The sequence below is a fragment of the Sphingobacterium allocomposti genome (assembly GCF_008124885.1).
Taxonomy (GTDB): domain Bacteria; phylum Bacteroidota; class Bacteroidia; order Sphingobacteriales; family Sphingobacteriaceae; genus Sphingobacterium; species Sphingobacterium allocomposti.
In genome coordinates this window covers 107,156-130,306 of the sequence record NZ_VNHX01000008.1, presented here as the reverse complement: position 1 = coordinate 130,306, position 23,151 = coordinate 107,156, and the positions used below count along the sequence as shown (strand labels likewise).

The 23,151-nt window shown below is 47.7% G+C and carries 17 protein-coding genes; 10 read left to right on the top strand and 7 right to left on the bottom strand.

Annotated features, from left to right (window positions below; genetic code table 11):
- Positions 1–1,887 (bottom strand): alpha-L-fucosidase, encoded by a 1,887-nt coding sequence (locus tag BC792_RS08000; protein WP_148908469.1) that lies wholly within the window; start codon positions 1,885–1,887, stop codon positions 1–3.
- A 444-nt stretch (positions 1,888–2,331) separates the two neighbouring features.
- On the opposite strand from BC792_RS08000, the gene BC792_RS07995 reads away from it, so the two are divergent.
- On the top strand, positions 2,332–3,375 hold the full coding sequence (locus tag BC792_RS07995) for a DUF2157 domain-containing protein (RefSeq protein ID WP_148908468.1): 1,044 nt from the start codon (positions 2,332–2,334) through the stop codon (positions 3,373–3,375).
- Here BC792_RS07995 and BC792_RS07990 read toward each other — a convergent pair.
- From BC792_RS07990 to BC792_RS07980, 3 genes are all read right to left on the bottom strand, one after another.
- Positions 3,372–3,788 carry an OsmC family protein gene (locus tag BC792_RS07990; RefSeq protein ID WP_148908467.1) on the bottom strand — a complete coding sequence of 139 codons (417 nt, stop codon included), beginning with the start codon at positions 3,786–3,788 and terminating at the stop codon, positions 3,372–3,374. The genes BC792_RS07995 and BC792_RS07990 overlap by 4 nt on opposite strands.
- A gap of 263 nt (positions 3,789–4,051) precedes the next feature.
- Entirely contained in the window at positions 4,052–5,350 is a 1,299-nt protein-coding gene (locus BC792_RS07985) for an SGNH/GDSL hydrolase family protein (RefSeq protein ID WP_148908466.1), read from the bottom strand.
- 5 nt (positions 5,351–5,355) lie between these two features.
- Positions 5,356–6,576 carry an OmpP1/FadL family transporter gene (locus tag BC792_RS07980; RefSeq protein WP_148908465.1) on the bottom strand — a complete coding sequence of 407 codons (1,221 nt, stop codon included), beginning with the start codon at positions 6,574–6,576 and terminating at the stop codon, positions 5,356–5,358.
- A 376-nt stretch (positions 6,577–6,952) separates the two neighbouring features.
- On the opposite strand from BC792_RS07980, the gene BC792_RS07975 reads away from it, so the two are divergent.
- Entirely contained in the window at positions 6,953–8,125 is a 1,173-nt protein-coding gene (locus tag BC792_RS07975; RefSeq protein ID WP_148908464.1) for a trans-sulfuration enzyme family protein, read from the top strand.
- 72 nt (positions 8,126–8,197) lie between these two features.
- Here BC792_RS07975 and tpx read toward each other — a convergent pair whose 3' ends face one another.
- Positions 8,198–8,695: a thiol peroxidase gene (gene tpx / locus BC792_RS07970; RefSeq protein ID WP_148908463.1), complete on the bottom strand. Its 498-nt coding sequence runs from the start codon at positions 8,693–8,695 to the stop codon at positions 8,198–8,200.
- Between the two features lie 594 nt (positions 8,696–9,289).
- Between tpx and uvrA the strand changes: the two genes are divergently transcribed.
- From uvrA to BC792_RS07945, 5 genes are all read left to right on the top strand, one after another.
- Positions 9,290–12,139, top strand: coding sequence for an excinuclease ABC subunit UvrA (gene uvrA, locus BC792_RS07965; protein WP_148908462.1), 2,850 nt, complete (start codon positions 9,290–9,292; stop codon positions 12,137–12,139).
- Positions 12,140–12,542: 403 nt separating this feature from the next.
- Entirely contained in the window at positions 12,543–14,420 is a 1,878-nt protein-coding gene (mutL, locus tag BC792_RS07960; RefSeq protein ID WP_148908461.1) for a DNA mismatch repair endonuclease MutL, read from the top strand.
- A gap of 20 nt (positions 14,421–14,440) precedes the next feature.
- Positions 14,441–15,151: a rhomboid family intramembrane serine protease gene (locus BC792_RS07955; RefSeq protein ID WP_148908460.1), complete on the top strand. Its 711-nt coding sequence runs from the start codon at positions 14,441–14,443 to the stop codon at positions 15,149–15,151.
- A 64-nt stretch (positions 15,152–15,215) separates the two neighbouring features.
- On the top strand, positions 15,216–16,091 hold the full coding sequence (locus BC792_RS07950) for a rhomboid family intramembrane serine protease (RefSeq protein ID WP_148908459.1): 876 nt from the start codon (positions 15,216–15,218) through the stop codon (positions 16,089–16,091).
- A gap of 2 nt (positions 16,092–16,093) precedes the next feature.
- Entirely contained in the window at positions 16,094–17,209 is a 1,116-nt protein-coding gene (locus BC792_RS07945; protein WP_148908458.1) for an endonuclease/exonuclease/phosphatase family protein, read from the top strand.
- Here the strand turns inward: BC792_RS07945 and BC792_RS07940 are convergent.
- Entirely contained in the window at positions 17,206–18,825 is a 1,620-nt protein-coding gene (locus BC792_RS07940) for a S41 family peptidase (protein WP_148908457.1), read from the bottom strand. The genes BC792_RS07945 and BC792_RS07940 overlap by 4 nt on opposite strands.
- Positions 18,826–19,032: 207 nt before the next feature.
- Here BC792_RS07940 and BC792_RS07935 point away from each other — a divergent pair, with 207 nt between their 5' ends.
- Positions 19,033–19,602, top strand: coding sequence for a hypothetical protein (locus BC792_RS07935; protein ID WP_148908456.1), 570 nt, complete (start codon positions 19,033–19,035; stop codon positions 19,600–19,602).
- A 5-nt stretch (positions 19,603–19,607) separates the two neighbouring features.
- On the opposite strand, the gene BC792_RS07930 is transcribed toward BC792_RS07935, so the two are convergent.
- Positions 19,608–20,792 (bottom strand): ATP-binding protein, encoded by a 1,185-nt coding sequence (locus tag BC792_RS07930; protein WP_148908455.1) that lies wholly within the window; start codon positions 20,790–20,792, stop codon positions 19,608–19,610.
- 362 nt (positions 20,793–21,154) lie between these two features.
- On the opposite strand from BC792_RS07930, the gene fumC reads away from it, so the two are divergent.
- The gene (fumC, locus tag BC792_RS07925; protein ID WP_148908454.1) at positions 21,155–22,552 is read left to right on the top strand and encodes a class II fumarate hydratase; all 1,398 of its coding nucleotides are present in this window, start codon (positions 21,155–21,157) and stop codon (positions 22,550–22,552) included.
- Positions 22,553–22,655: 103 nt separating this feature from the next.
- Entirely contained in the window at positions 22,656–23,090 is a 435-nt protein-coding gene (locus BC792_RS07920) for a fumarate hydratase (protein ID WP_246154913.1), read from the top strand.
- Positions 23,091–23,151: the final 61 nt, after the last annotated feature.

Below are 23,151 nucleotides of genomic sequence, written 5' to 3'. Positions count from 1 at the left end.
TTAATTAAATAAAGTAAAGGAAGCGACAGTGAAGGTCTTGCCGACAGTTTCTTTTGGGACAAAGCGAATATACTTTTCTTTGACCGGCTGATCGAAGACGATCATCTGTTCGATGGGGTTGGCGACGATGTTGGAAAATTCTCCGGTTTTAATGGTTTTCCAGACCTGACCATCTTTACTCGAGGCTATCTCGTATTTCAGGGCGATCCCCTCTGTCTTACCGTCCTGGCGCGGAAGGTATGCCAGCGCTGCAACCGGCTGCTTCAGCTCAAAGACGACACCTTGCGAAAATGCTGTCAGCTCCTCCATAGTTGCGGGGTTCTTATCAAGACTCTTCGACAGCCCTGTAGCCGTCTGGATACTGTATTCATGGCTTTTCAACGCAGTACGGACCGGTTCCGCATTATCGAATGTAAACGGTTCAATATGCTCCCTGAACAGTCCGAAATCGCTTAGCGTGGGCGCCACGGGAGCAAATAGCCGGATTCTTAACCTCGACGTTGTTATGGGCGACTCCAATTTTATCAGCCTATTGGCTCCAACGCTGGTTACGTTGGCCAGATGATGCCATTTATCGCCGCGGAGCACTTCGATCTGAACACTATCCAGACGTTGCCCCAGTTTGATATTCTCCCGCAAACGGATGAGGTCGAACGTTTTTTCTTCGGCCAATGTGATTTCCAGTTCGGGTGTCAGCACGTTGTCGTTGGATGCATAATAGCTATAACGGTCGTCGTCCAGAATGAGGTCGCCGGCGAACCTGTGGGAATCGGCGCGCAGATCCGATACGCGGACGGATGCACCCTGAGCCATATTATGGGCAAACGTCTCCCGTAGTTTACGGCCAAATGCCGTTAAGGATTTCACATCATTCGCATGCAGATACCCGTCGGGCATGGGCGCCAGTCCGAGGTTCATGTTGGCACCGCGGCCGACCGACTTTAAGTATATCTCAAACAGCTCGTCCGGCGTCTTGACCTTGGCATCCTGGTCCGCATGATAGAACCATCCTGGACGCTGGGGCACATCGCATTCCGCAGGAATCCACTGCGTACCGTTTCTCGTCCCTGAACTCGACTCGCTGTAATCGGCGTCGCCGGGTACGGGAGGGCGTCCATCAACACCTTTCGGTGTAAATGTTGCCCAGCTTGTTTCATCCGCAAATCCTTTTTCGTTACCTACCCACCGCATATCAGGGCCTATATCGGAGAAAATCATGGCCATAGGCTGCTTTTCCCGCACAATAGGCCATGTTTTTTCGTGCCATGCATAATAGGTCGAACGATCTATGATACGCTTTTCGTTTTTGCCGCCGTAATACCCGTCTCCGCCGTTGGCCCCATCGTGCCAGGAGGTAAAAAGCTCTCCGTAATTGGTCATCAGCTCCGTCAGTTGTGCACGGTATGCGTCGGCATAAGCCGCCGTTCCATAGCGAGTATCATTTCTGTCCCACGCCGACAGATAAACGCCGAACTTCATGCCGTTATCGCGGGCTGCTTGCATAAACTCTTTAACCATGTCGCCGCGGCCGTTTTTCCATGGAGATCGCTTCACACTATAGGTTGTGGTGGTGGTAGGCCAGAGGCAGAACCCGTCGTGGTGTTTGGCGACAGAGATCAGGCCTTTGAACCCGCCCGCAGCAGCGGCGGCAGCAATCTGGGAGGCGTCAAACTTCTTCGGATTAAAAATTGCAGGATCTGCATCTCCAAACCCCCATTCTTTGTTCTGAAAGGTTGTCGGCGTATAATGTATCAGGCAATACATTTCCATTTCGTGCCAGCGCAGCTGGCGCTCAGAAGGTAATGCACCATAAGGTTTTGGAGCCTCCTGCGCAAGCAGCATAGACGGCATGACAACAGAAAGTAAAAGCGACGTGTATTTTTTCATCCGTTTAAATTGTCTATTCGTGTTAAATTTCAAATGTATAGATAAGCTCGCCACACCCGGTTTGTTTTTTAGTGGCGATGAAGCTATCAGATTTTTCACCTGTGTTGTTTTATAGTGTTCAAGAGCTCGTAAGCCCGGTTATTCATAGAACATATGTTTCAGCGGCATTCATGAGCTCATTGCGCTCGGTATGAACGCCGTCTGAAAACAGACGTATGCCATTGTAACCATGTATGGCAGTGAAAATAAGAAATTCGGCCGAGATATCTCACAAACATAATGTAACACAAACGATAGCGTAATTTGCAATGGTACATTCGGCAGTGGGCGGGAGCGCTCTCTTCTTGGGCGCAACCCTCGACAGAGCGCATGTTTAACTTTTCTATGGGCGGTGAAACCATTTCGTCAATATTTCGTACTTTGGATGACATAAACATAATCAACTTGAAAAAATTAGACTTAACAAAACAGGAGAAGGAAGTTGTTGAAGGGGCGTTAGACCGGTGGCAGGCGGCGAATTTGCTGGATGAAGGGAAAGTCAAAGAGCTAAAACAGACCATTGGAGAAAAGGAGTTCGAATGGAAGACCTTGGCGCGCTATGCGTTCTGGGTGGCATTAGTTTCGCTTATATTTTCGGTTTTATCCCTGTTTGCAGACGACACGCTAGTCCGCTTTGTAGAAAGGTTTTATGCGACGCCTAACATCGTATTCTGCTTATTTTTCGCTGCGCTGGCTGTGGGATTTTACTTTCTCGGCTTCCGCAACAAGAAAAAATATCCCGAGAAGACGTTTTCGAACGAGACACTTATGCTTGCCGGTTCGTTCTCAACGGCGGCCTGCATTGGCTTTTTAGGACAGGTCCTTGACAGGACGACGAGCCAGTATACGCTTCTTTTCCTGCTTTCTATTGTTATTTACGCCATACTATCCGTCAAACTCAACTCTAAACTGATCTGGGTATTTACGTTGGTCGCTCTGGGTATCTGGTTTGCCACCGAGACGGCCTCGCATAGCAACTGGGGTTTTAAGTTCTGGGGTATGAACTATCCTCTACGTTTTACATTGTTTGGGTTGCTTCTTACCGCGTTTGCCATATGGGGTCAAAACCGTATCAAGCCCTTACGTCCGTTTCAGACAACGAGCTATGTCGTAGGTCTGTTATACACGATGATCGCCTTATGGTGTCTTTCCATTTTTGGAAACTATAGCAGCTTTGATGCATGGACGCAGGTTCGCCAATACCATATTCTCTATTGGGGCATTTTGGCTATTGCCCTCTCGTTGGGTCTAGCCTTATACGGCATGAAGACCAAAGACAATACGTCCCGGGATATCGGATTTGTGTTTTTTATTCTCAACCTGTACACCCGTTTTGTGGAGTACCTCTGGGACAACATCAACCGGACCATCTTCTTCCTCCTTTTAGCGGTCTCTTTTTGGTTCGTGGGAAGATGGGCCGAGAGAATCTGGAGTAAGGGATCAGACTAGCGGAAGCTAAGGCTATAGGAAATATCGACGCCCCCCGCAGCAAGCATATCGTGCACGGAACAATATTTCTTCACGGCCAGCTCCGCTGCTTTCTGAGCTTTCTCTTCGTCTATATTGCCGGTCAGTATAAACGAAATATGAATGTGCGTAAAGATATTTGGTATCTCGTCGCGCCGCTTTCCTTCTACTTCCACCTGAATATCGAGAACCTCCTGACGCTGCTTTTTCAAGATTGTTGTCAAGTCGAAAACACTGCAAGAGCCCAGCGCCATGAGTACAAGCTCCATTGGGCGGACACCCTTTCCTTCGCCGCCGATGCTTTCCGATCCGTCGATATTTACGGAAACCGCCGACAGCTCGCTGGAGGCCTCAAAATGGACCGCCTCATTTTTACGTTGTAGGTGAACTTTCATATGTCGATTATTTATTCTTCCCCATAGTGCATTAAGCACAAAAAACATCTGTATTGTTACAGTTAGTATAATGGATTACGTTGCTTATCCGTCGGCAAAGATACAGTTTCTAAAAAAGAAAACGAAAAGGCCGGCACCGACGAGCGCATGGCGCCGTGCTCAGGTGTTTAACAGACGAGGCACCATCCTGCCACTTTCCAAAAGACGTAATGCTTTTGGTCCGATACAGATAGTGCCTCGCATGTAATAGCTAAAAGGCCGTTTTAAGGGAATTTCACTCCGCGATATTGCGTCACATCGACCTTTTGTATCCGACTTTTGTATTGCGCGTTGATGGCCTCAATGAAGAGATTCGCCATGAGTGCGTTACCTATAGGAGTTAAATGCACGCCATCAAGGGAGAATGCATTCCCGGTTATAAAGGCGGCATTGATGCTCATCCCGTTATACACGATACCTGGGCTTTTTACCCGATTTAGATAGGCATGCGCGTCGGCTACGGCCAAGCCCTTCGCCTGCGCCACTTCTTTTATAATCTTGTTAAATTCGTTTACCCGCGCTTTAATAAGCTGAACCTCAGCCGGATCGAGCACATACTTACTTTCTACCGGATTCTGAGGAGCCAGTCCATAAGGCACAGGATTTCCTTGGGACGGCCGGCCTAGCAAGCCTGCGGAGGAGAACGGAAGGACAAAAAGATCTGTATCCGTTGCTGCGCGGGTGGTTCCGGCACCGGTTTGTATATATATATCAGACACATTGGCTCCGCCGGCGTTGACCGCAGCCAGCAACGCAGCGCGCGTTACGGTAGTAAAATACGGAATTGCCGTGACATCAGGTATAGTGGCGACGACCCCTTTTTGCTGGTTCGCTGTTAACGCGTTAATAAAATTGTTATAAACCGCGCTAAACGTTCCGACGGCAGTCAACGTTTTCGTAGGATCTCCCGGAACTTCGACAGCTCCATTCATGGCATAACCAAGGACATCGTTGTTCCCCAGCCAAAAGGTAAAGAACGTGTGGTTTCTTTGGGCAGCAAACTCCATATACGTTTTCGTGCCCACTTCGGCGTCCGGCAACAACCTTTCAAAGTACATATTCAATGCGCCGAACTCTGCGAATGCCGAAAGGTCGAGACGCATCCCCGGAACGCCCAGATTTTCGATCTCGCCGGTGTATTTTGTTAGCTTTCCTTCCGCTCTGTAAGCCAAGTTGGAGGTCACGTTTTCTAAGACCGGCTGTCCGTTTTCAAGTGCTTTTAGTTGAAGATACCCCGAGCCGTTGCGTTGCTCTTCCGAAAAGAATGGACTTCGGAATTCGCCACCGCCCACGTTTTTAAGCTGCCCGGCGAGCAGATTGGGATAGGCAACCTGCTGTCCCTCCAGGTAAAGCCCCCCATCAGCATATCCGGCCGTCAGCGAGTTGCCGACCGCAACATATTTAGAAAAGTCCGCCTGTCCGGAAGACGTCTGAAACCCTTCAATTTCAGGCTTACAGGACGACGCCAATACAATGGATATGATGCCAATGTATACCTTTATGTCGTTAAATACTTTATTCATCGTGATTACCATTTATATGTTAAGGATAGACCTGGCGCGTGGATATTTGTTTTGTATGTACCTGTAAGGCCTGTCGCGGCACTTGCCACAGTTCTTTCCATCAACTGCTGAAAAACATAGGCCCCGGTAATATCCCATTTATCGTTGATGTCGTACGTGAACCCCACCGAACCCATCAGACGATTATTGTCCGGTGTTTCCGGAGAGACATACGGTCCACGGACGGGTGTGTAGACGTACCCTGCGCCGGCACGAAGCGCCAGACGGTCTGTGGTTTGATAGTTAACCCCGACCTTCGCCGACAGCGCGTTCTCATATTTTTTAATCTGCCTGGTATCTGTTAAGGCGGGAGTATTGTCTTTGTAATCGAAATTTAGCTCTTTGTAAATAGAGTACCCTATAAACGTAGCATCTGCAGCTATGTCAACCCTATCGCTAGCAGGGAAGCTGATACCGAAGTTAAAGGAAGCAGGCAAAGGTAACTCTGCGTTGAAGGTCGTGTTAGGAAATGAGGCTGCCAGCGCGGGTGGGACAGTAAACTCCGCGTCGCCGTCTTTTAGCTTGGTGACAACCTTCGAACGGTAGCTGAGGGATATTGCCACGTTGTCCTCCAAATGATAGTGGACGCCGAGATTGAATCCCATACCTGTCCCGACGCCTGAAAGCTCTGCTCTTCCCGGTTGCCCGTCGGCCCCTGCCGCCGGAATGGAACGGGAAAGGTCAACAAAGCCGACATTGTATACAAATCCGCCACCTATCCCGAAGTTTTCGGTAAGCTTGAAACTCAGCGTCGGTTGAATATAAATAGCCCGCATCTGCAGATGGTTCAGTTCATACCTTCCCGGCCACTGATCTCCCCAATCCACCGATCCGCCAAAAGGCGTATAAACGCCGATCCCCGCTTTCCACCAGGAGTTTTTTGGCCCAAGGGCGGCAAACACAGCAAAGGGTGGTGTGATCTTGAATTTTGTATGGTGCACATCGTTGCTATTCAGTTCTCTGAATGCAGAACGGTACATCACGCCACTGGCGCCAACAGACAGGGCATTGTGGTCCATTTTGGCCAATGCCCCCGGACTGTAAAATATAGATGCTTCGTCTATAAACAGCGCTGATCCGGCTCCCGCCATCCCTACAGCTTTCTGGCTTTGGGTGTTTACCTGAGACCCTTGTGCCCATAATATGCCGGGACTGGCAAGCAATAGTCCGAGTAATATTTTTTTCATCTGATTAATATTTATTCATTATTGTTCATGTTTTATGGCATCATGAGCCCTTTCCCTCGGTTATTCACACGTGTGCTAACAGTACGGATGCTATGTTTAATACTTCTGTAAAAACCGATTCATAGTCTCCTTTACATAGGTTTATACTACTCTTTTCATAGGAATTTTACCCCGTCCGGATAGTCAATATCCGCTTTTCAAAACAGTATGCTAACATAGCTTTTTTTTGTAAGTAAAACAAATTGCCATAAATAAATAACGAAATTTTGAAGAGGCTCAGAAGACCGGAGCCTTTCCGTTCGTCCGCCTCCGATCCACACAAAAAATATTAAAAACATATCAAACTAGTAGACTAAAAGATTTAAATTTGCTCATCATGGAAAAAGATCAATCTAAAATCATTCGGGAGCAAGCGCCTAGATCAGCAACCAGAGAGCATTCTGTACCACTTTATTTAACTTCCAGTTTTATTTTTGACAGTGCAGAGCAGGGCCGTGCTATCTTTGCCGAGGAGGAAGAAGGCATGGTATATTCCCGCTATGCCAATCCAAACACGACCGAGTTTATTAATAAAGTCTGTATTTTGGAAGAAGCAGAAGCGGGCTTGGCGTTCGCTTCAGGCATGGCGGCTGTTTTCGCCTCTTTCGCCGGTTTTATCCGACAGGGAGATCATATCGTGTCGTCGCGGGCCATTTTTGGGTCGACACATCAGCTTTTCACCCAGCTCTTCCCTCGTTGGGGAGTAACGCACACCTATGTCGATGCGGTGGACAACGAGGCGTGGGAAAAAGCCATCCAGCCGAATACGAAGATCGTATTTCTGGAATCCCCATCCAATCCGGGGCTAGAGCTTGCAGACCTGGAATTTTTAGCTGGTCTGAAAGCGAAGTACCCTGATATCATTTTTGCGATTGACAACTGTTTCGCCACTCCCTATCTACAGAAGCCGCTGACATACGGTTTCGATCTATCTATACATTCCGCCACGAAATATATGGACGGTCAGGGTCGCGTCCTGGGCGGCGTCATTGTAGGGAAGCAACACCTTATTGACCAACTCCTATTTTTTATCCGACATACAGGGCCGGCCATGTCTCCCTTCAACGCATGGGTACTATCCAAAAGCCTCGACACGTTGAGTCTACGGATGGACAGACATTGTAGCAATGCCTTGGCACTCGCCGAAGCTTTAGAGGGCCATCCGGAAATTGCAGATGTGAAATATCCATTTTTACCTTCTCATCCGCAGTACGCGTTGGCGAAAAAACAGATGCGGGCCGGAGGCGGCATTGTCACATTCGAGGTGAAAGGCGGGAAAGAGAGGGCATATCGCTTTCTAGATGCATTACGGATGATCTTATATACCTCCAACTTGGGCGATGCCCGCACTATCGCCACCCATCCCGCATCTACGACACATTCAAAACTGAGTGAAGAGGAACGGCTACATTTGGGTATCAGGCCGGGCAGCGTGCGCCTTTCTGTAGGAATTGAGGATAAAGAAGATATTATCGGAGATATATTGCAAGCACTGGAAGAATCAAAATAGGAGTAAGAGAAAGGGATCAGGTGGTAAGCTTAATTCACTTCTACCACCTGATCCTTAATATCGAACACCTAACTACAAGGCTGCAAGCGCCTGTTCATAGTTGGGCTCCTCGGTTGTTTCCGCAACCTGCTCCGTATACGCCACGTTCCCCTCTTCATTAACGACGACAACCGACCGGCTTAACAAGCCTGTCAGCGGCCCGTCTGCAAACCGTACGCCATACGCATCTGAAAAATTGCTATCCTTGTATTCGGACAACGTTACAACATTTTCTATACCTTCTGCAGCACAGAAACGTCCTTGTGCAAAAGGAAGATCGCGGGAAATGCACAACACAACGGTATTGTCCAGTGCCGCCGCTTTTTCGTTGAACTTCCGTACCGAAGCGGCGCAGGTACCGGTATCAATGCTCGGGAAGATGTTCAAAATCACCTTCTTTCCTTTGAAATCGCTGAGACTTTTCTCCGAGAGATCCCCTGCTGTCAACGAGAAATCGGGCGCCGGCGCCCCCACTGCTGGTAATTCACCTTGCGTATTTACCGATGTACCTTTAAACGTAATTTTAGCCATTATTTTGTTCTTTTTTAAATGTGCCCATTAAGATAAGAATTATCCGGGCTAAACACAAATGATGGCGGATGGCGGATGGCTGATGGCAGATGGCAGATGGCAGATGGCAAATGGCAAATGGCTATTAGCGGTAAAGTCGTTGAGTCGTGAAGTGAAGCTATTGGCGGATGGCTGATGGCGGATGGCAGATGGCTGATAGCAGATGGCGGATGGCTATAAACCGTAAAGTCGTTGAGTCGTAAAGTCGTGAAGATGTAAAGCAGTCTATTCCCTATTTCTCACTTCTCCATACTAACTACTCAATACTCACTTCTGATGGCCGATGGCAAGTGGCAAATGGCTATAAGCCGTAAAGTCGTTGAGTCGCGAAGATGTAAAGCAGTCTATTCCCTATTTCTCACTTCTCCATACTAACTACTCAGATCCCACTTCTAATGGCAGATGGTTGATGGTTGATGGCTGTGGAGACGCAAGATCTTGCGTCTCCACTACTAATAATCTCACATCTAAAATCTCATATCTTAAATCTCCTATCTCCTATCTCAATTTAAAATTCTGTACCTTTGTACCTTGCAAAGTTCAGAACAAGAAAGCATGAATTCCTCCAAGCAGCACAACCACGTCGATTTAGGTGAACAAAGTGATATAGAAGTATTTGGTGCACGGGTGCATAACCTGCGGAACATTGATGTCCGCTTTCCGCGCAATGAGCTGGTCGTGATTACCGGTCTTAGCGGCAGCGGCAAGTCGTCTTTAGCTTTCGACACCATCTATGCGGAAGGCCAGCGCCGTTACATGGAAACATTTTCGGCATACAGCCGCCAGTTCCTGGGAGGTATGGAGCGTCCGGATGTGGACAAGATATCGGGATTAAGCCCCGTTATTTCCATTGAGCAGAAGACAACGAACAAAAATCCGCGTTCAACGGTGGGCACTATTACGGAGATATACGACTTTCTGCGGCTACTGTATGCCCGCGCCAGCGACGCATACTCCTACGTGACGGGCAAGCCCATGCAACGCATGTCCGATGACCAGATTGTCGACAAAATCCTCGAGGAGTTCAGCGACCAGCCGATTTATATCTTAGCCCCCGTCGTGAAGGGACGGAAGGGGCATTACCGTGAGCTTTTTGAACAGATCCGCAAGCAAGGGTACACAAAAGTACGCGTCGACGCCGAAATTTTGGATATCGTCCCCAAAATGCAAGTCGATCGCTATAAAATCCACGATATAGAGATTGTTGTAGACCGGCTCTACGCCCGTGAAGACGACAAGAAACGGCTGTATACCTCGGTGATGCAGGCGATGAAGACAGCTAAAGGCATCATAAAAATAGCAAATACCGAAGGTCAGGAGCATTTCTTCAGCCGTTATCTGATGGATGCAGAATCTGGGATTTCCTATGATGAACCACAGCCCAACACATTTTCTTTCAACTCGCCCTATGGTGCCTGCCCGAGATGCGACGGTCTGGGCTATATATTCGAAATCGACAAAGACATCGTCATTCCGGATAAAAAGTTAAGCATACAAAAGGGCGCTATCCTGCCTCTTGGCCCCGCCCGCGAATCGTGGACCTTTCAGGTAGTGAAGGCCGTAGCAAAGAAGCTCGATTTTTCGGTTACGGCGCCTATCGAGAAGCTAAGCGAGGAACAGCTCGACATTTTGTTATTTGGCGGAGAAGAGCCTATGCCGCTGACGATTTCTTACGGCAGCTACGGTGCAAGAGAGTATAAGGTACAATTTTCCGGCATTTTCAAGATGCTGGAAGAGCTAAACGGCAAGACTTCGGACGACGCGCCGGTGCTCGACGACTTCCGTGCCAAGGTGACCTGCCCTTCCTGCCGGGGCGCACGTCTTAAAGAGGAGTCATTACACTTCAAAATTGATAAAAAGAATATCCACGAGCTGGCCAGCATGGACATCAGCAGCTTGCAGGACTGGTTTGCCGATATCGAAAGTCGGCTTAACGAACGGCAAAACACGATTGCTGCGGAAATTTTGAAAGAAATCCGGGCAAGGATCGGCTTCCTGCTGGACGTGGGATTAAGCTACCTGACGTTGGACCGTTCGTCCAAAACCCTTTCCGGGGGAGAGGCGCAGCGTATACGCCTCGCCACGCAGATAGGCTCTCAGCTGGTCAATGTGCTTTATATTCTCGACGAGCCTAGTATCGGACTGCATCAGCGGGACAACGAGCGCCTGATAAACTCGTTGAAGAATCTGCGGGATATCGGCAACTCCGTTCTCGTTGTTGAGCACGATAAAGACATGATTTTACATGCCGACTACGTTATCGACATGGGGCCTGAAGCCGGCATACATGGCGGTAAGGTCGTCGCGCAGGGCACCCCTCAGGAGATTATGAATGCTGACACGCTGACAGCAAGCTATCTGAATGGACAGCGGGAGGTCGCTATTCCAACAGAGCGACGGAATGGCAACGGGAAGGTGCTCTCTTTGAAAGGCGCGACCGGCAATAACCTGAAAAATGTCAGCGTAGACTTCCCACTTGGCAAACTCATCTTGGTAACCGGCGTTTCCGGTTCCGGAAAATCCAGTTTGATTACGGGGACTTTATACCCTATACTCAACAGGCATTTCTTTCGCGCCAAAGCTACGCCCATGCCTTATAGCAGCATTGAAGGACTGGAACACATTGACAAGGTCATCGAAATCGACCAAAGTCCGATAGGACGGACGCCACGGTCCAACCCGTCCACGTATACCGGTGTTTTTGCGGATATACGAACCTTGTTTGTTCAGCTGCCCGAAGCCAAAATCCGCGGTTACAAGCCGGGAAGATTTTCTTTTAATGTAAAAGGCGGACGATGCGAGACCTGTCAGGGTGCGGGTATGAAAATTATTGAAATGAACTTCCTGCCCGATGTTCAGGTGCCGTGTGAGACGTGCCAAGGCAAACGGTATAACCGGGAAACGCTAGAGGTACGTTACCGTGGCAAGTCTATATCGGATGTGCTGGACATGAGTATCGATGAGGCCGTTGAATTTTTTGAACATATCCCTTCGATCTACCGGAAGATCAAAACGCTTCAGGATGTCGGGCTCGGTTACATCACACTTGGCCAGTCATCGACTACCCTGTCGGGAGGTGAGGCACAGCGGGTGAAACTGGCCACAGAGCTGGCAAAAAAAGATACGGGCAACACATTTTATATTCTGGACGAACCTACTACGGGGCTTCATTTTGAAGATGTAAATGTTTTGTTGGGTGTCATCAACCGCCTTGTCGACCGTGGAAATACAGTGCTGATCATCGAACACAATCTCGATGTAGTAAAAACGGCCGACTGGGTAATCGATATGGGTCCGGAAGGGGGAAAACACGGAGGACAACTGATGTTTGCGGGTGTCCCTGAAGACCTCATTAAACAGAAAAACAATGAGACAGCCCGGTTCTTAAAACTGGAAATGGCTTAAGCGCCCGCAGACATGTCATCGCCAAGCTTCTCGGTGGGCAAAGCGCAGCGGGACAGGGATACCGACGCGTCGATGTCTCTTTTCATCGCCTCTCGGGGAGTTTGACGGAAGCTTAATACCGTGTTCTACTAAAGGGATACCTTAAAGGAGGCGTCTTTCCCGTCGTTGACTATTTTTTAAAGGACTGCGATGGGAAAGATAATCGGAACAGCGAAACACAGGTGTCCGTGAATTGGAAACAAGCATCTTCCCGTTGTCTATAATCCTCAGGTACACAAACCGGTACCCCTCTTTTCACGCGAAAAAGGAAGTCGGCGATGTTGCATCCGGGGGAAGGCCGGAGCCGACCGAACAAAGCTGGCGCCGCGAAGTTAATCCCGAAAATTTGTAACTTTGCCTTTGTATGTCAGATATTATACAGTTACTGCCGGATTCCGTAGCAAACCAGATTGCTGCAGGGGAAGTTGTTCAGCGACCGGCTTCTGCAGTAAAGGAGCTTATTGAAAACGCGATCGACGCGGGAGCAGATAAAATAAAACTTATCGTTAAGGACGCCGGAAAATCGCTCATACAGGTTATAGACAACGGTTGCGGCATGAGTGTGACGGACGCACGGCTTTGCTTTGAGCGGCACGCCACTTCTAAGATACGGAAAGCAGAAGACTTATTTGCCATACGTACAATGGGATTCCGTGGGGAGGCCATGGCATCCATTGCTGCTATTGCCCAGGTGGAGTTAAAGACCCGAAGGGTAGAAGATGAGCTTGGTACGATCGTGGAAATCGAAGGGTCAAAGGTTACTAATCAACATCCCGAGGCCTTACCGCCGGGTACAACGATCTGTGTTAAAAATCTTTTTTATAATATTCCGGCCCGACGCAATTTTCTTAAAAGCAATTCCGTGGAAATGCGTCACATCATTGACGAGTTTCAACGTGTCGCATTGGCCCACCCTCAAATTTTCTTCAGTTTGCATAGCGATGGGAACGAGCTATTCCATTTGCCGTCGGAAACTCTAAAACAACGTATTGTCCACCTGTTTGGCAACAATTATAACCAGCGGCTGGTTCCGGTAGAAGAAGAAACGACGATTATTTCGATCAAAGGATTCATCGGGAAACCGGAATTCGCCAAGAAAACACGGGGCGAACAATTCTTTTTTGTCAACAACCGCTTCGTCCGCGACCATTATCTTCACCACGCTGTGATGAATGCCTACGAGGAGATACTTCCGTCGGAAACCTACCCGTTATACGTGCTGTTTATTGATATTGATCCGGCAAAGATTGATATCAATGTGCATCCGACGAAGACAGAGATTAAGTACGAAGACGACAAGGCTATTTACGCTATATTGCGGTCGGCCGTGAAGCGTTCTTTAGGCCGTTACAATATTGCGCCGACACTGGACTTCAATCAGGAAACCAGTTTTAGCAACCTGATCACGACAAAGCCATTAGAGGAAATACAGGCCCCTACGATATCGTTCAATCCGAATTTCAATCCTTTTGAAGAAGGGAAGCCGTCTTCCAGCGCGCGTTCTACCGCGTATGCGGCCGGTTTCGAGAAGAAGGCCGGTATTCCGCAGAACTGGGATACGCTCTATCAAATATCCCAGCGCGACACCGTGGAACAACTGCCGCTTCATCCGGAGGAGACCGCTACGACGGCCGGGGGAGAGGGCCGTGTCGCGGGGGCAGGTAACGATGTCCCGAAGCAGTTTTTCCAATTGCACCAACGGTTTATCGTGTCGCAGATACATTCGGGGTTTATGCTGGTTGATCAGCAAGCCGCCCACGAACGTATTCTCTACGAACACTATATGAATCAGCTCGAAAACAACCAGGGAGTAAGCCAACAAAGTTTGTTTCCGCAAACCGTGGAGCTGAGCCCGGGGGATTTCGCACTCATGGAAGACATGCTCCCTGAAATCCAGCTGTTAGGCTTTCAGTTGCGCCCTTTCGGGAAGAACACCTATGTGGTCGATGGTATCCCTGCCGATCTGGCGTCCGGAATCGACGAGACGAAGATATTGGAACAGCTGTTGGAAGATTTCAAAAACAATAAGGACGAATTGCAACTTAATAAAAGAGAGAACCTAGCACGAAGTTTAGCAAAAAATGCGGCCATTAAGCCAGGGGTAGCCTTAAGCAATACGGAGATGTCGGAGCTGATCGACAAGCTTTTCGCTACGGCATCGCCCAATATTTCCATACATGGGAAGCCCACCATTGTGACAATTACGCTGCAGGAACTGATGGAACGATTTAACAAAAACTAAGACCGACATAGTAAAAACATATGAACAACCTTTTTTCGAATTTGACGCCCGTGGTAAAGAATCTCTTGATCATCAACGTGATCTGCTTTATTGGATCTGCAATTTTTGATCAATCTACCCGGTTCTTTGGGGTATATTACCCTGACTCTCCTTTTTTTAAAGTTTGGCAGATTATCACTTATATGTTTATGCATGGCGGTTTTAGCCATATTTTCTTCAACATGTTCTCTTTAGTGATGTTCGGTCCCATCATAGAACACATGTTGGGCTCCAAACGGTTCCTTAACTTTTACCTGATCTGCGGTATCGGCGCATTGATCTTACAGTACGGTGTTCAGGCAATAGAAGTATACCAGATTGCGGGTACCGTGCGGGCCTCCAGCCTCCTGAATTTCGACATGCTGAACAACCGCGTATCATCGGACCTGCAAGTTACACAGGAACAGTTTTCGACGTTGGTTTCCATCTACGGAACACCGCTTGTCGGCGCATCGGGAGCTATTTATGGGCTATTGCTGGCGTTTGCCTATCTGTTTCCGAACATGCCGTTGTATTTATTTTTTATACCGGTACCGATAAAAGCGAAAGTTTTTATTCCGATATTAATTTTAATTGAGATATATTTAGGGTTCTCGAGCGCAGGTGGCTCCATTGCGCACCTTGCCCATGTGGGAGGAGCGTTGTTTGGCTACGTATTAATAAAAATATGGGGGATCCGAAAGGGGATTTAATAACAACAGGCAGCTTTAGTGGCCTCGGCCGCCGCTGAGCTCCATTAGAAGAACGAATACTCCGATGAAAGAAAGTGTGTTAAAAGCTTTTTGGCGCGATACGTATCAAAGCCGTTCGCCTATTCCTTTTATCATATCTGTACAAGTTTTACTCTTCGTACTTATCCACCTTTTTGATCTGCTTAAAGAGGTTGGTGTCACTTCGACTTCCTTATACGACCTGGCTGTTGATCAACTGAGCCTACCTTTGTCGTTTGACAGGTTTCTGATGCAGCCTTGGTCGCTCGTCACGTATCCATTTTTGTATATCGGTTTGTTCGAGCTTTTGTTTGACTGTTTATGGCTTTATTGGATGGGCACTACTTTCCTAACCTATCTGAACAGGCGGCAGTTTATGTTCTTATTTACGTCGTCTCTCTTGATTGGGGGTGTATTGTACGTAGGGCTAGGCTTTATTCCTGCCTTACAAAACAGCGTTCAGGTGTCGATGCATACGACGTCTTTTGCATTGGGAGCGGTTGTTGCCTCTGTCGCGACGTTGGTGCCCCGATCGGAAGTTAGGCTTTTCCTTTTTGGGAACGTGACACTAAAGACCATTGCTATTGTTTATGTCGCATTGGAGGTCGCATTTACGGCCCTTGTCAATAAGGCGGGCGGTCTGACTTTTTTAGCTTGTGTATGCTGGGGCATACTTTTTATTCAGGCATTACGGAAGGGTCAGGACATGAGCCTATTTTGGAAAGTAAAGCAGCGGACCAAGCTCAAGGTCGTTCACAAAACCAAAGTCAATACCTCCAGCTATACGTATAAGCACCAATCGGATCTACCTAATCAGGAGGAAATCGACGAAATATTAGATAAAATTTCCGTAGGCGGCTACGAAAGCTTAACTTCACAGGAAAAAGAAGTGTTGTTTAAGGCAAGTAAGAGCGACCGGTGATCATGGCAAAAAGAAGTCTCTTTAGGAAAAATTTAGGTTTCTTCAGTAAAACAATCTTTCTCGGCAACATCGTTGCTATCGTGTTTCTACTGCTAAGCTATGCAGCTTCTTTTATCAACCCGAAAGCGATTTGGCCGCTCGCATTTTTCGGTTTAGGCTACCTTCCTATTTTATTGATCAACCTCGGATTTTTAGCGTACTGGCTGTTGCGGCGACCCAAGTATGCGTTGTTCACGCTGATCCCCATTCTTGCAGGTTGGAGCCTACTGACGCAACATATAGGACTGCGCAACGAGGAACATTCGGTGAGCAGAATGGACAGCGGTATACGCGTGATGACTTTCAACGCACACCTCTTCCAGTCCGTAAAGAAGGGCGGCGATCAGGATGTCAAGCCAGCCGTATTGAACCTGCTGAAAAAGACCGACCCGGATATTCTTTGCTTTCAGGAGTACTTTTCCAAAATCAAAGGAACGAAGCAGATGACAGACAGGGTGATCGAAGCCGTAGGGTTCAAGGCCCACTATTTCGAGCCGGCTATGAAAAGCGAACACGAGGGATATGGACAGATTATTTTCTCTAAGTTTCCAATCGTCAACTCAGGCGTCATCACCAAAAATGAGTACGGCATCAACCGCGTTATTTTTGCCGACATTGTGAAAGGTACCGACACCTTACGTGTATATAATGTGCACCTGCGATCGTTCGGTCTACAAAGCGAGGATAAAGAATTTATTCAAAACCCCTCTACAACGCCTAATGATGAGCGCGCTACGCGCCGTGTAGGCCGCAAGCTGAAATACGCCTTTGAACGCCGGGGCCGGCAGGCCGAAGCTTTACGGGCGCATATCGACGCTACTCCATACCCCGTCATCGTGATGGGCGACTTTAATGATACCCCGATGTCGTACAGCGTCAACCTGGTAGGAAAGGGACTAAAAAATACATTTAAGGAAAAAGGCCGGGGTTGGGGCGTGACGCACTACGAGATGCTGCCTTTGTTCCAGATCGACTATATATTGTGCAGCCGGAAGTTCGATGTGAACCAATATAACGTCGTAAAGGAGAAATTGTCTGACCACTACCCGATATGGGCCGATCTGTCCCTGACCGACTAGTCGCTACCACCTGTGGCCGTCGATGATTCGAAGAATTCCAATGCCCTTTTTACGAATGCATCGTTCCGGTTTTTTACTTTAAAATAGGCTTCCCGTCCGAAATAATATCTCCCGACCAGCGCTTCTATGTCGTTTTCAATTACGTCTCGCAAGTCGTTCTTTTTCCTGTCAGACAAAATAAACCCTTCGGAACGGACGAAGGAAACGAACGCCTGATACTCGTTGTCCGGCAAGTGATAGCCCTGCAGAAAATTCTCGATGGAATAGGCCGGCAGCAGCTTCGGAAAGCGGGAATAAACAAATTGCTCTAAAAAACTATACTGAATTAGATCCTGGTACAATAAGTTAAGCGCGTTGGAGTCCTGTGCCACGTGTATATCGGGTAGGATACCACCACCACTATACACTTTCTTACCCGCCTGTGTCTGAAATGTTTTTCCGTGCGCATACAGGGTGTCCAAGGCCCAAAGACCTTTATACATGCTGTTGAAGTCGACCATATTCGACCAATTAGGCGTATACTTCTTTTGTATGCTGCGACCAAGAGGTGTGAAATAACGGGCGATGCTCAGATTTACGGTAGATCCGTCGGAAAAGTCGAACTGCTCCTGTACGATCCCTTTCCCATAGGAACGTCTTCCAATGATCACCCCCCTATCCCAGTCCTGGACGGCACCGGCAACTATTTCGCTGGCTGACGCGGTATTCTCGTTGATCAGCACGGCAAGATCTCCGGTTGCGAAACTGCCCCCTTCCTCGGAAAAATACTCGCGCCGTTCCTCGTGAGCACCTTCTGTATAAACGATCAGCCGCCGGTCCTGGAAAAACTCGCTGGCCATCTTGATCGCCATATGGAAATAACCTCCCCCGTTATCCCGTAAATCCAAAATCAATTTTTTGGCCCCCTGCTTTTTAAGCTCGATAACGGCCTGCCGGAACTCGTCACCCGTGTTGATACCGAATCTCCGCACTTTAATATAACCGATCCCGGGACGGATCATGTACACAACGTCCATGGAGCTCACCGTGACCTGATCCCTTACCACTTTAATTGGAGCGGGCAGTTCCTGATCGTCACGTTTTACATGGATGTTTACGACTGTTCCGCGACGGCCTCGTATAAGTTTCTCCACGCTCTCGCGGGAGATGTTTACTCCGGCAACGGGCCTGTTTCCGATTTTTAGAAGCTTATCGCCCACTCTAAATCCGGCTTTGTCTGCCGGTCCACCGTTGATGAGCGAAACAATCATCAGTGTATCGTTCAGGTTGAAGTATTCCATCCCAATCCCTTCAAACGTTCCTTCGAGGATCTCGGTCTGGCGGCGGGATTCGTTAGGCACAAGGTAGCTAGAATAGGGATCCAGGTGCGAGATAATATGATTGATTGCTCCGTTTTGGACAGAGTCGATGTTTACGCTGTCTACATAAGCGTTGGCAATCAGGTCTATTAGCTGCTGTATCTTCCAACTGTTATTGGACAGACCGATTGGCACCAAACTATTTCCCGGCTTGTTGCCCTGTTCGTCTGCATAATTTTGTCCCAAGATGATGCCCAAAAGCAACACGGCCGCATAGGTTGCCGCAACAAATATATTTCGTTTAGTGCCTTTTTGCATGGATAGTCTTCGGTTACAAAATTAATATAGTTTTCTCAATTTATTGAGGCAAGTTAACAATGAATCAAAAGAAACACAATCTTAGCGGCCGGTTGTTCATAATATTTTCGTAATATTTCAGATTTCTTGGGTGCAGAACGATTTTTCAAACAACCTGTTTGCGAATCAGGGCAACTTTGGGTAAGTTTGATGTAAGATAACATTGCTGTGCACGAGATTGAACCATATTACAACTGGCGTGATGACTATATCGCTGCGGAAGACGAGCGATCACCCTTTTATGGAGCGGTATATAGCGAATTTGAATTTGACAAACAGATCTATAACTTTCTGCTTCACCCGCAATGGGACGATTTCGGCTCGCAGACCCTCTATCTGAAGATTTTGTATGTCGACTACGAAAAGGGCTTCGCAATCATCGAATTTATCGGCGAATGGAATGATGCTATTTATAATGACATCATGCTCCTCAAACGGGAAGTCATTGACATGATGGTTGCTGAGGGCGTTGAGAAGTTCCTGCTTATCGGAGAGAATATACTCAACTATCACGGCTCAGACGACTCGTATTATGAAGAGTGGTATGAAGATATCGGCGATGGCTGGATCGTAGCTCTTAACTTCAGAGAGCATGTCACGCAGGAGTTTAAAGCGCAGGGCATAGATTACTACATACATTTTGGAGGTGATCTGAATGCCTTTCCTTGGCGCACGTTAAAGCCGAAACAGCTGTACCACCATATTCAGGAGCGAATCAATCGGCGCTTGGGGATGTAGCGGCGTCAAAACAACGCTGTAACTTCCATTTGCAGAAAATCCTGCCAAGGTAGACTGTCGTCTCCGACTATAAGTACATGATCTGGTTGATGTGTTTTTTGAAAAACTTTTAAGCCTGATGCATGCTGTATCTGTCCGCTTTTCACTTCTATACCAATCACCTTACCTCGATATTCTAGCACAAAATCTACTTCATGGTTGCCTTCTCTCCAATAATAAACTCCGCAACCGGAGCTGTATGAATTGTTAATCAGATGTGCACCAATAGCTGACTCCACCATTCTTACCCATAGATCTGGCCGTAGTTGTATCTCCTTGAATGATTCCGCCCGCTGTGCACTGATAAGCGCCGTATTATGCACTTGAAATTTCGGGCTTGATGATCTTTTACGCAGAAGCTTATTGTCAAATTTCTCTAGTCCATTTAACAGACCCGCCGTATTTAAAAGATTCAGATAATGTGCCAAAGTAGTCGTATTCCCCGCGTCCAACAGTTGTCCCATAATTTTGGTAAAAGATAATATTTGTCCCGAATAACTGCATCCGAGTTCAAAAAGTCTTCTCATAAGTGCCGGTTTATCTATTCGGGTTAACATGAGTATATCTTTTGAAATACTTGCTTCTATCAATGATCCTACAACGTATTGTTTCCAACGTTCTTCGTCAGCAATTAGTGTTGCCGCACCAGGGTATCCCCCAAACCACACATACTCTTCTGCTGTCCAACCAAAGGCTTGTTGCATTTCAGCGTATGACCAATGTCCCATATAAGTGCTTTCAAATCTTCCTGCCAGCGATTCTGTCAGCCCTTGTTGGAGCAGCAACCGTGATGATCCAAGCAAAATTACCTTCAGGTTTGTTCCTGTCCTTGTATCGGTGTCCCAAAGAAGTTTAACGGTTTCACTCCAATTGTCTATTTTTTGGATTTCGTCAACAACCAACAGAAACGCTTTAGCCTCTTTTTGTTTCATTTGCACATGGGCAGCAGCCCATTGTGCGGAAAGCCAGCTACTGTCGGAAGCCGGCACCGCATCCGCCGAAACAAACAAGTAGGGTATATCTAGTTTTTCTGTAAGTTGACGTACCAACGTCGTTTTACCGACCTGTCTTGGGCCCATTAAGACTTGGATAAACTTTCTCGGCTCATTTACTCTAGATATAAGTCGCTGTAAATAAGATCTTTCAAACATAATTAAGAATTTACTCAATATACTACGTAAATTTACTCAATATACTGAGTAAAGCAAAGGATAACTATAATAGATGTAGCGGGGCTGTATCAAAACAACGCTGTAACGTCTATCTCGCGTTTGACATAAACGTATATCCATTTGCCCCTTTCTTGAACGCAAAGCGTATGGGAGGAAATTCTATCTTCGCCCGATCAACAAGACACTTACCCGCCAATCCCACATGTGGTTTGTACCGCTGTTTAAAAAAGGTATACTATTTCGTTTTCCTATAAGTTTCGTTAACTTTGTGATGCAACAAGTTAAACAGCTGTTTGGCTTTTGATTTTTTAATTTTCACTTTTAACTTTCACCTTTATACAATGTCATTCAGAATAGAAAAAGACACGATGGGCGAGGTACAGGTTCCTGCAGACAAATACTGGGGAGCACAGACCGAACGTTCACGTAACAATTTTAAGATCGGTCCTGCGGCCTCCATGCCGAAGGAAATCATTGAAGGTTTTGCCTATTTGAAGAAAGCGGCTGCGTACGCCAACCACGAGCTGGGTGTGCTGCCTATAGAAAAGCGGGATGCCATTGCAGCGGTATGCGATGAAATTCTTGCCGGTCAGCTTGATGACCAGTTTCCACTGGTAATCTGGCAAACGGGGTCGGGCACACAGTCGAACATGAACGTCAACGAAGTAATTGCGAATAGGGCTCAGGTATTGGCCGGGGGCAAGATTGGTGAGGGAGATCCTATTTTAAAAGCGAATGACGACGTAAACAAATCGCAATCGTCTAATGATACGTTTCCTACAGGCATGCACATTGCCGCTTATAAAGCTGTTGTAGAGGTTACGATCCCTGGGGTCGAGAAACTTCGCGACACGTTGCAGCGTAAGTCTGAGGAGTTTATGAATGTGGTTAAGATCGGCCGTACGCACCTGATGGATGCGACGCCAATAACCTTAGGACAGGAATTGTCCGGCTACGTTGCCCAGCTTAATTATGGACTGAAAGCGGTTAAAAACACGTTGGCCCACTTAGCCGAACTGGCCCTTGGTGGTACTGCTGTCGGCACGGGCTTGAATACCCCTGCTGGATACGACGTACTAGTCGCGAAATATATTGCTGAATTTACGGGGTTGCCCTTTGTCACCGCGCCTAACAAATTCGAGGCATTAGCAGCGCACGATGCCATCGTCGAAGCACATGGAGCACTTAAGCAACTCGCCGTTTCTTTAAACAAGATCGCCAACGACATCCGGATGCTAGCTTCCGGGCCTCGTTCAGGCATTGGCGAAATCCTTATTCCGGAGAATGAGCCAGGTTCTTCCATCATGCCGGGGAAAGTAAATCCTACCCAGTGTGAAGCCTTGACCATGGTTGCTGCACAGGTGATGGGCAACGATGTGGCCATCACGATTGGAGGTACGCAGGGCCATTACGAGCTGAACGTATTTAAACCTCTTATGGCGGCGAACTTTCTGCAGTCTGCCCGCCTCCTGGGCGACGCCTGTGTGTCGTTCGAGGAACACTGTGCTGTGGGCATAGAGCCTAACCACGACCGCATTAAAGAGCTTGTCGATAACTCATTGATGTTGGTGACGGCACTGAATACCAAAATCGGTTACTACAAGGCGGCTGAGATCGCACAGACAGCCCATAAAAACAACGCGACATTAAAGGAAACTGCCATCGCGTTGGGATACGTTACTGCAGAGCAGTTTGACGAGTGGGTAAAACCCGAGGACATGGTTGGAAGCTTAAAATAGTTAAGTGGTTCAGCATCCGTTACTAAAAAAATCTCTTGGAGCATGCCTATTTTTGTTAATAGGCACGCTCTTTATATGGAGCAGCTGTGTCCGCCACTCGGAGATGCAATCCGAAGGGGCAGACTTTTTACAAGGTGTATGGGTACAGGACAGCATTCCTTACCAATCGCAGATGATGGACTATACCTTGCATCAGTTTAAATTTACGTGCGATTCCGTGTATGCCACTATGCATGTACACGCGAAAATACAGCGCATTCCCGACTCTTGTTACAAAGAAGGCAGCTGGAGCGAGTATGCGAAGGCTGTGTACGTGATGCGTGGTGATAGCTTAATCGGCGAAGGTATCTATACAAAGGAGAACGGAAAATACAAAACCGCGGGGTGCTATAGAACCGGAACCTACCTCCCTCGTTACCGGGTAGCCCACCATAGCGCCGACTCGCTGATTTTAGAGAGCCGCTTCGATCAGCGTCCGATAGTGCTTCGAAAAGTGCAGGACATTCGCTGCACGCCGAAACGCCGGTGGGAAGACTAGGCCAAGCTACTTTCCCGGCGGCCAATAGCGATAGCCCGACATACATCCGCCGTCACTATAT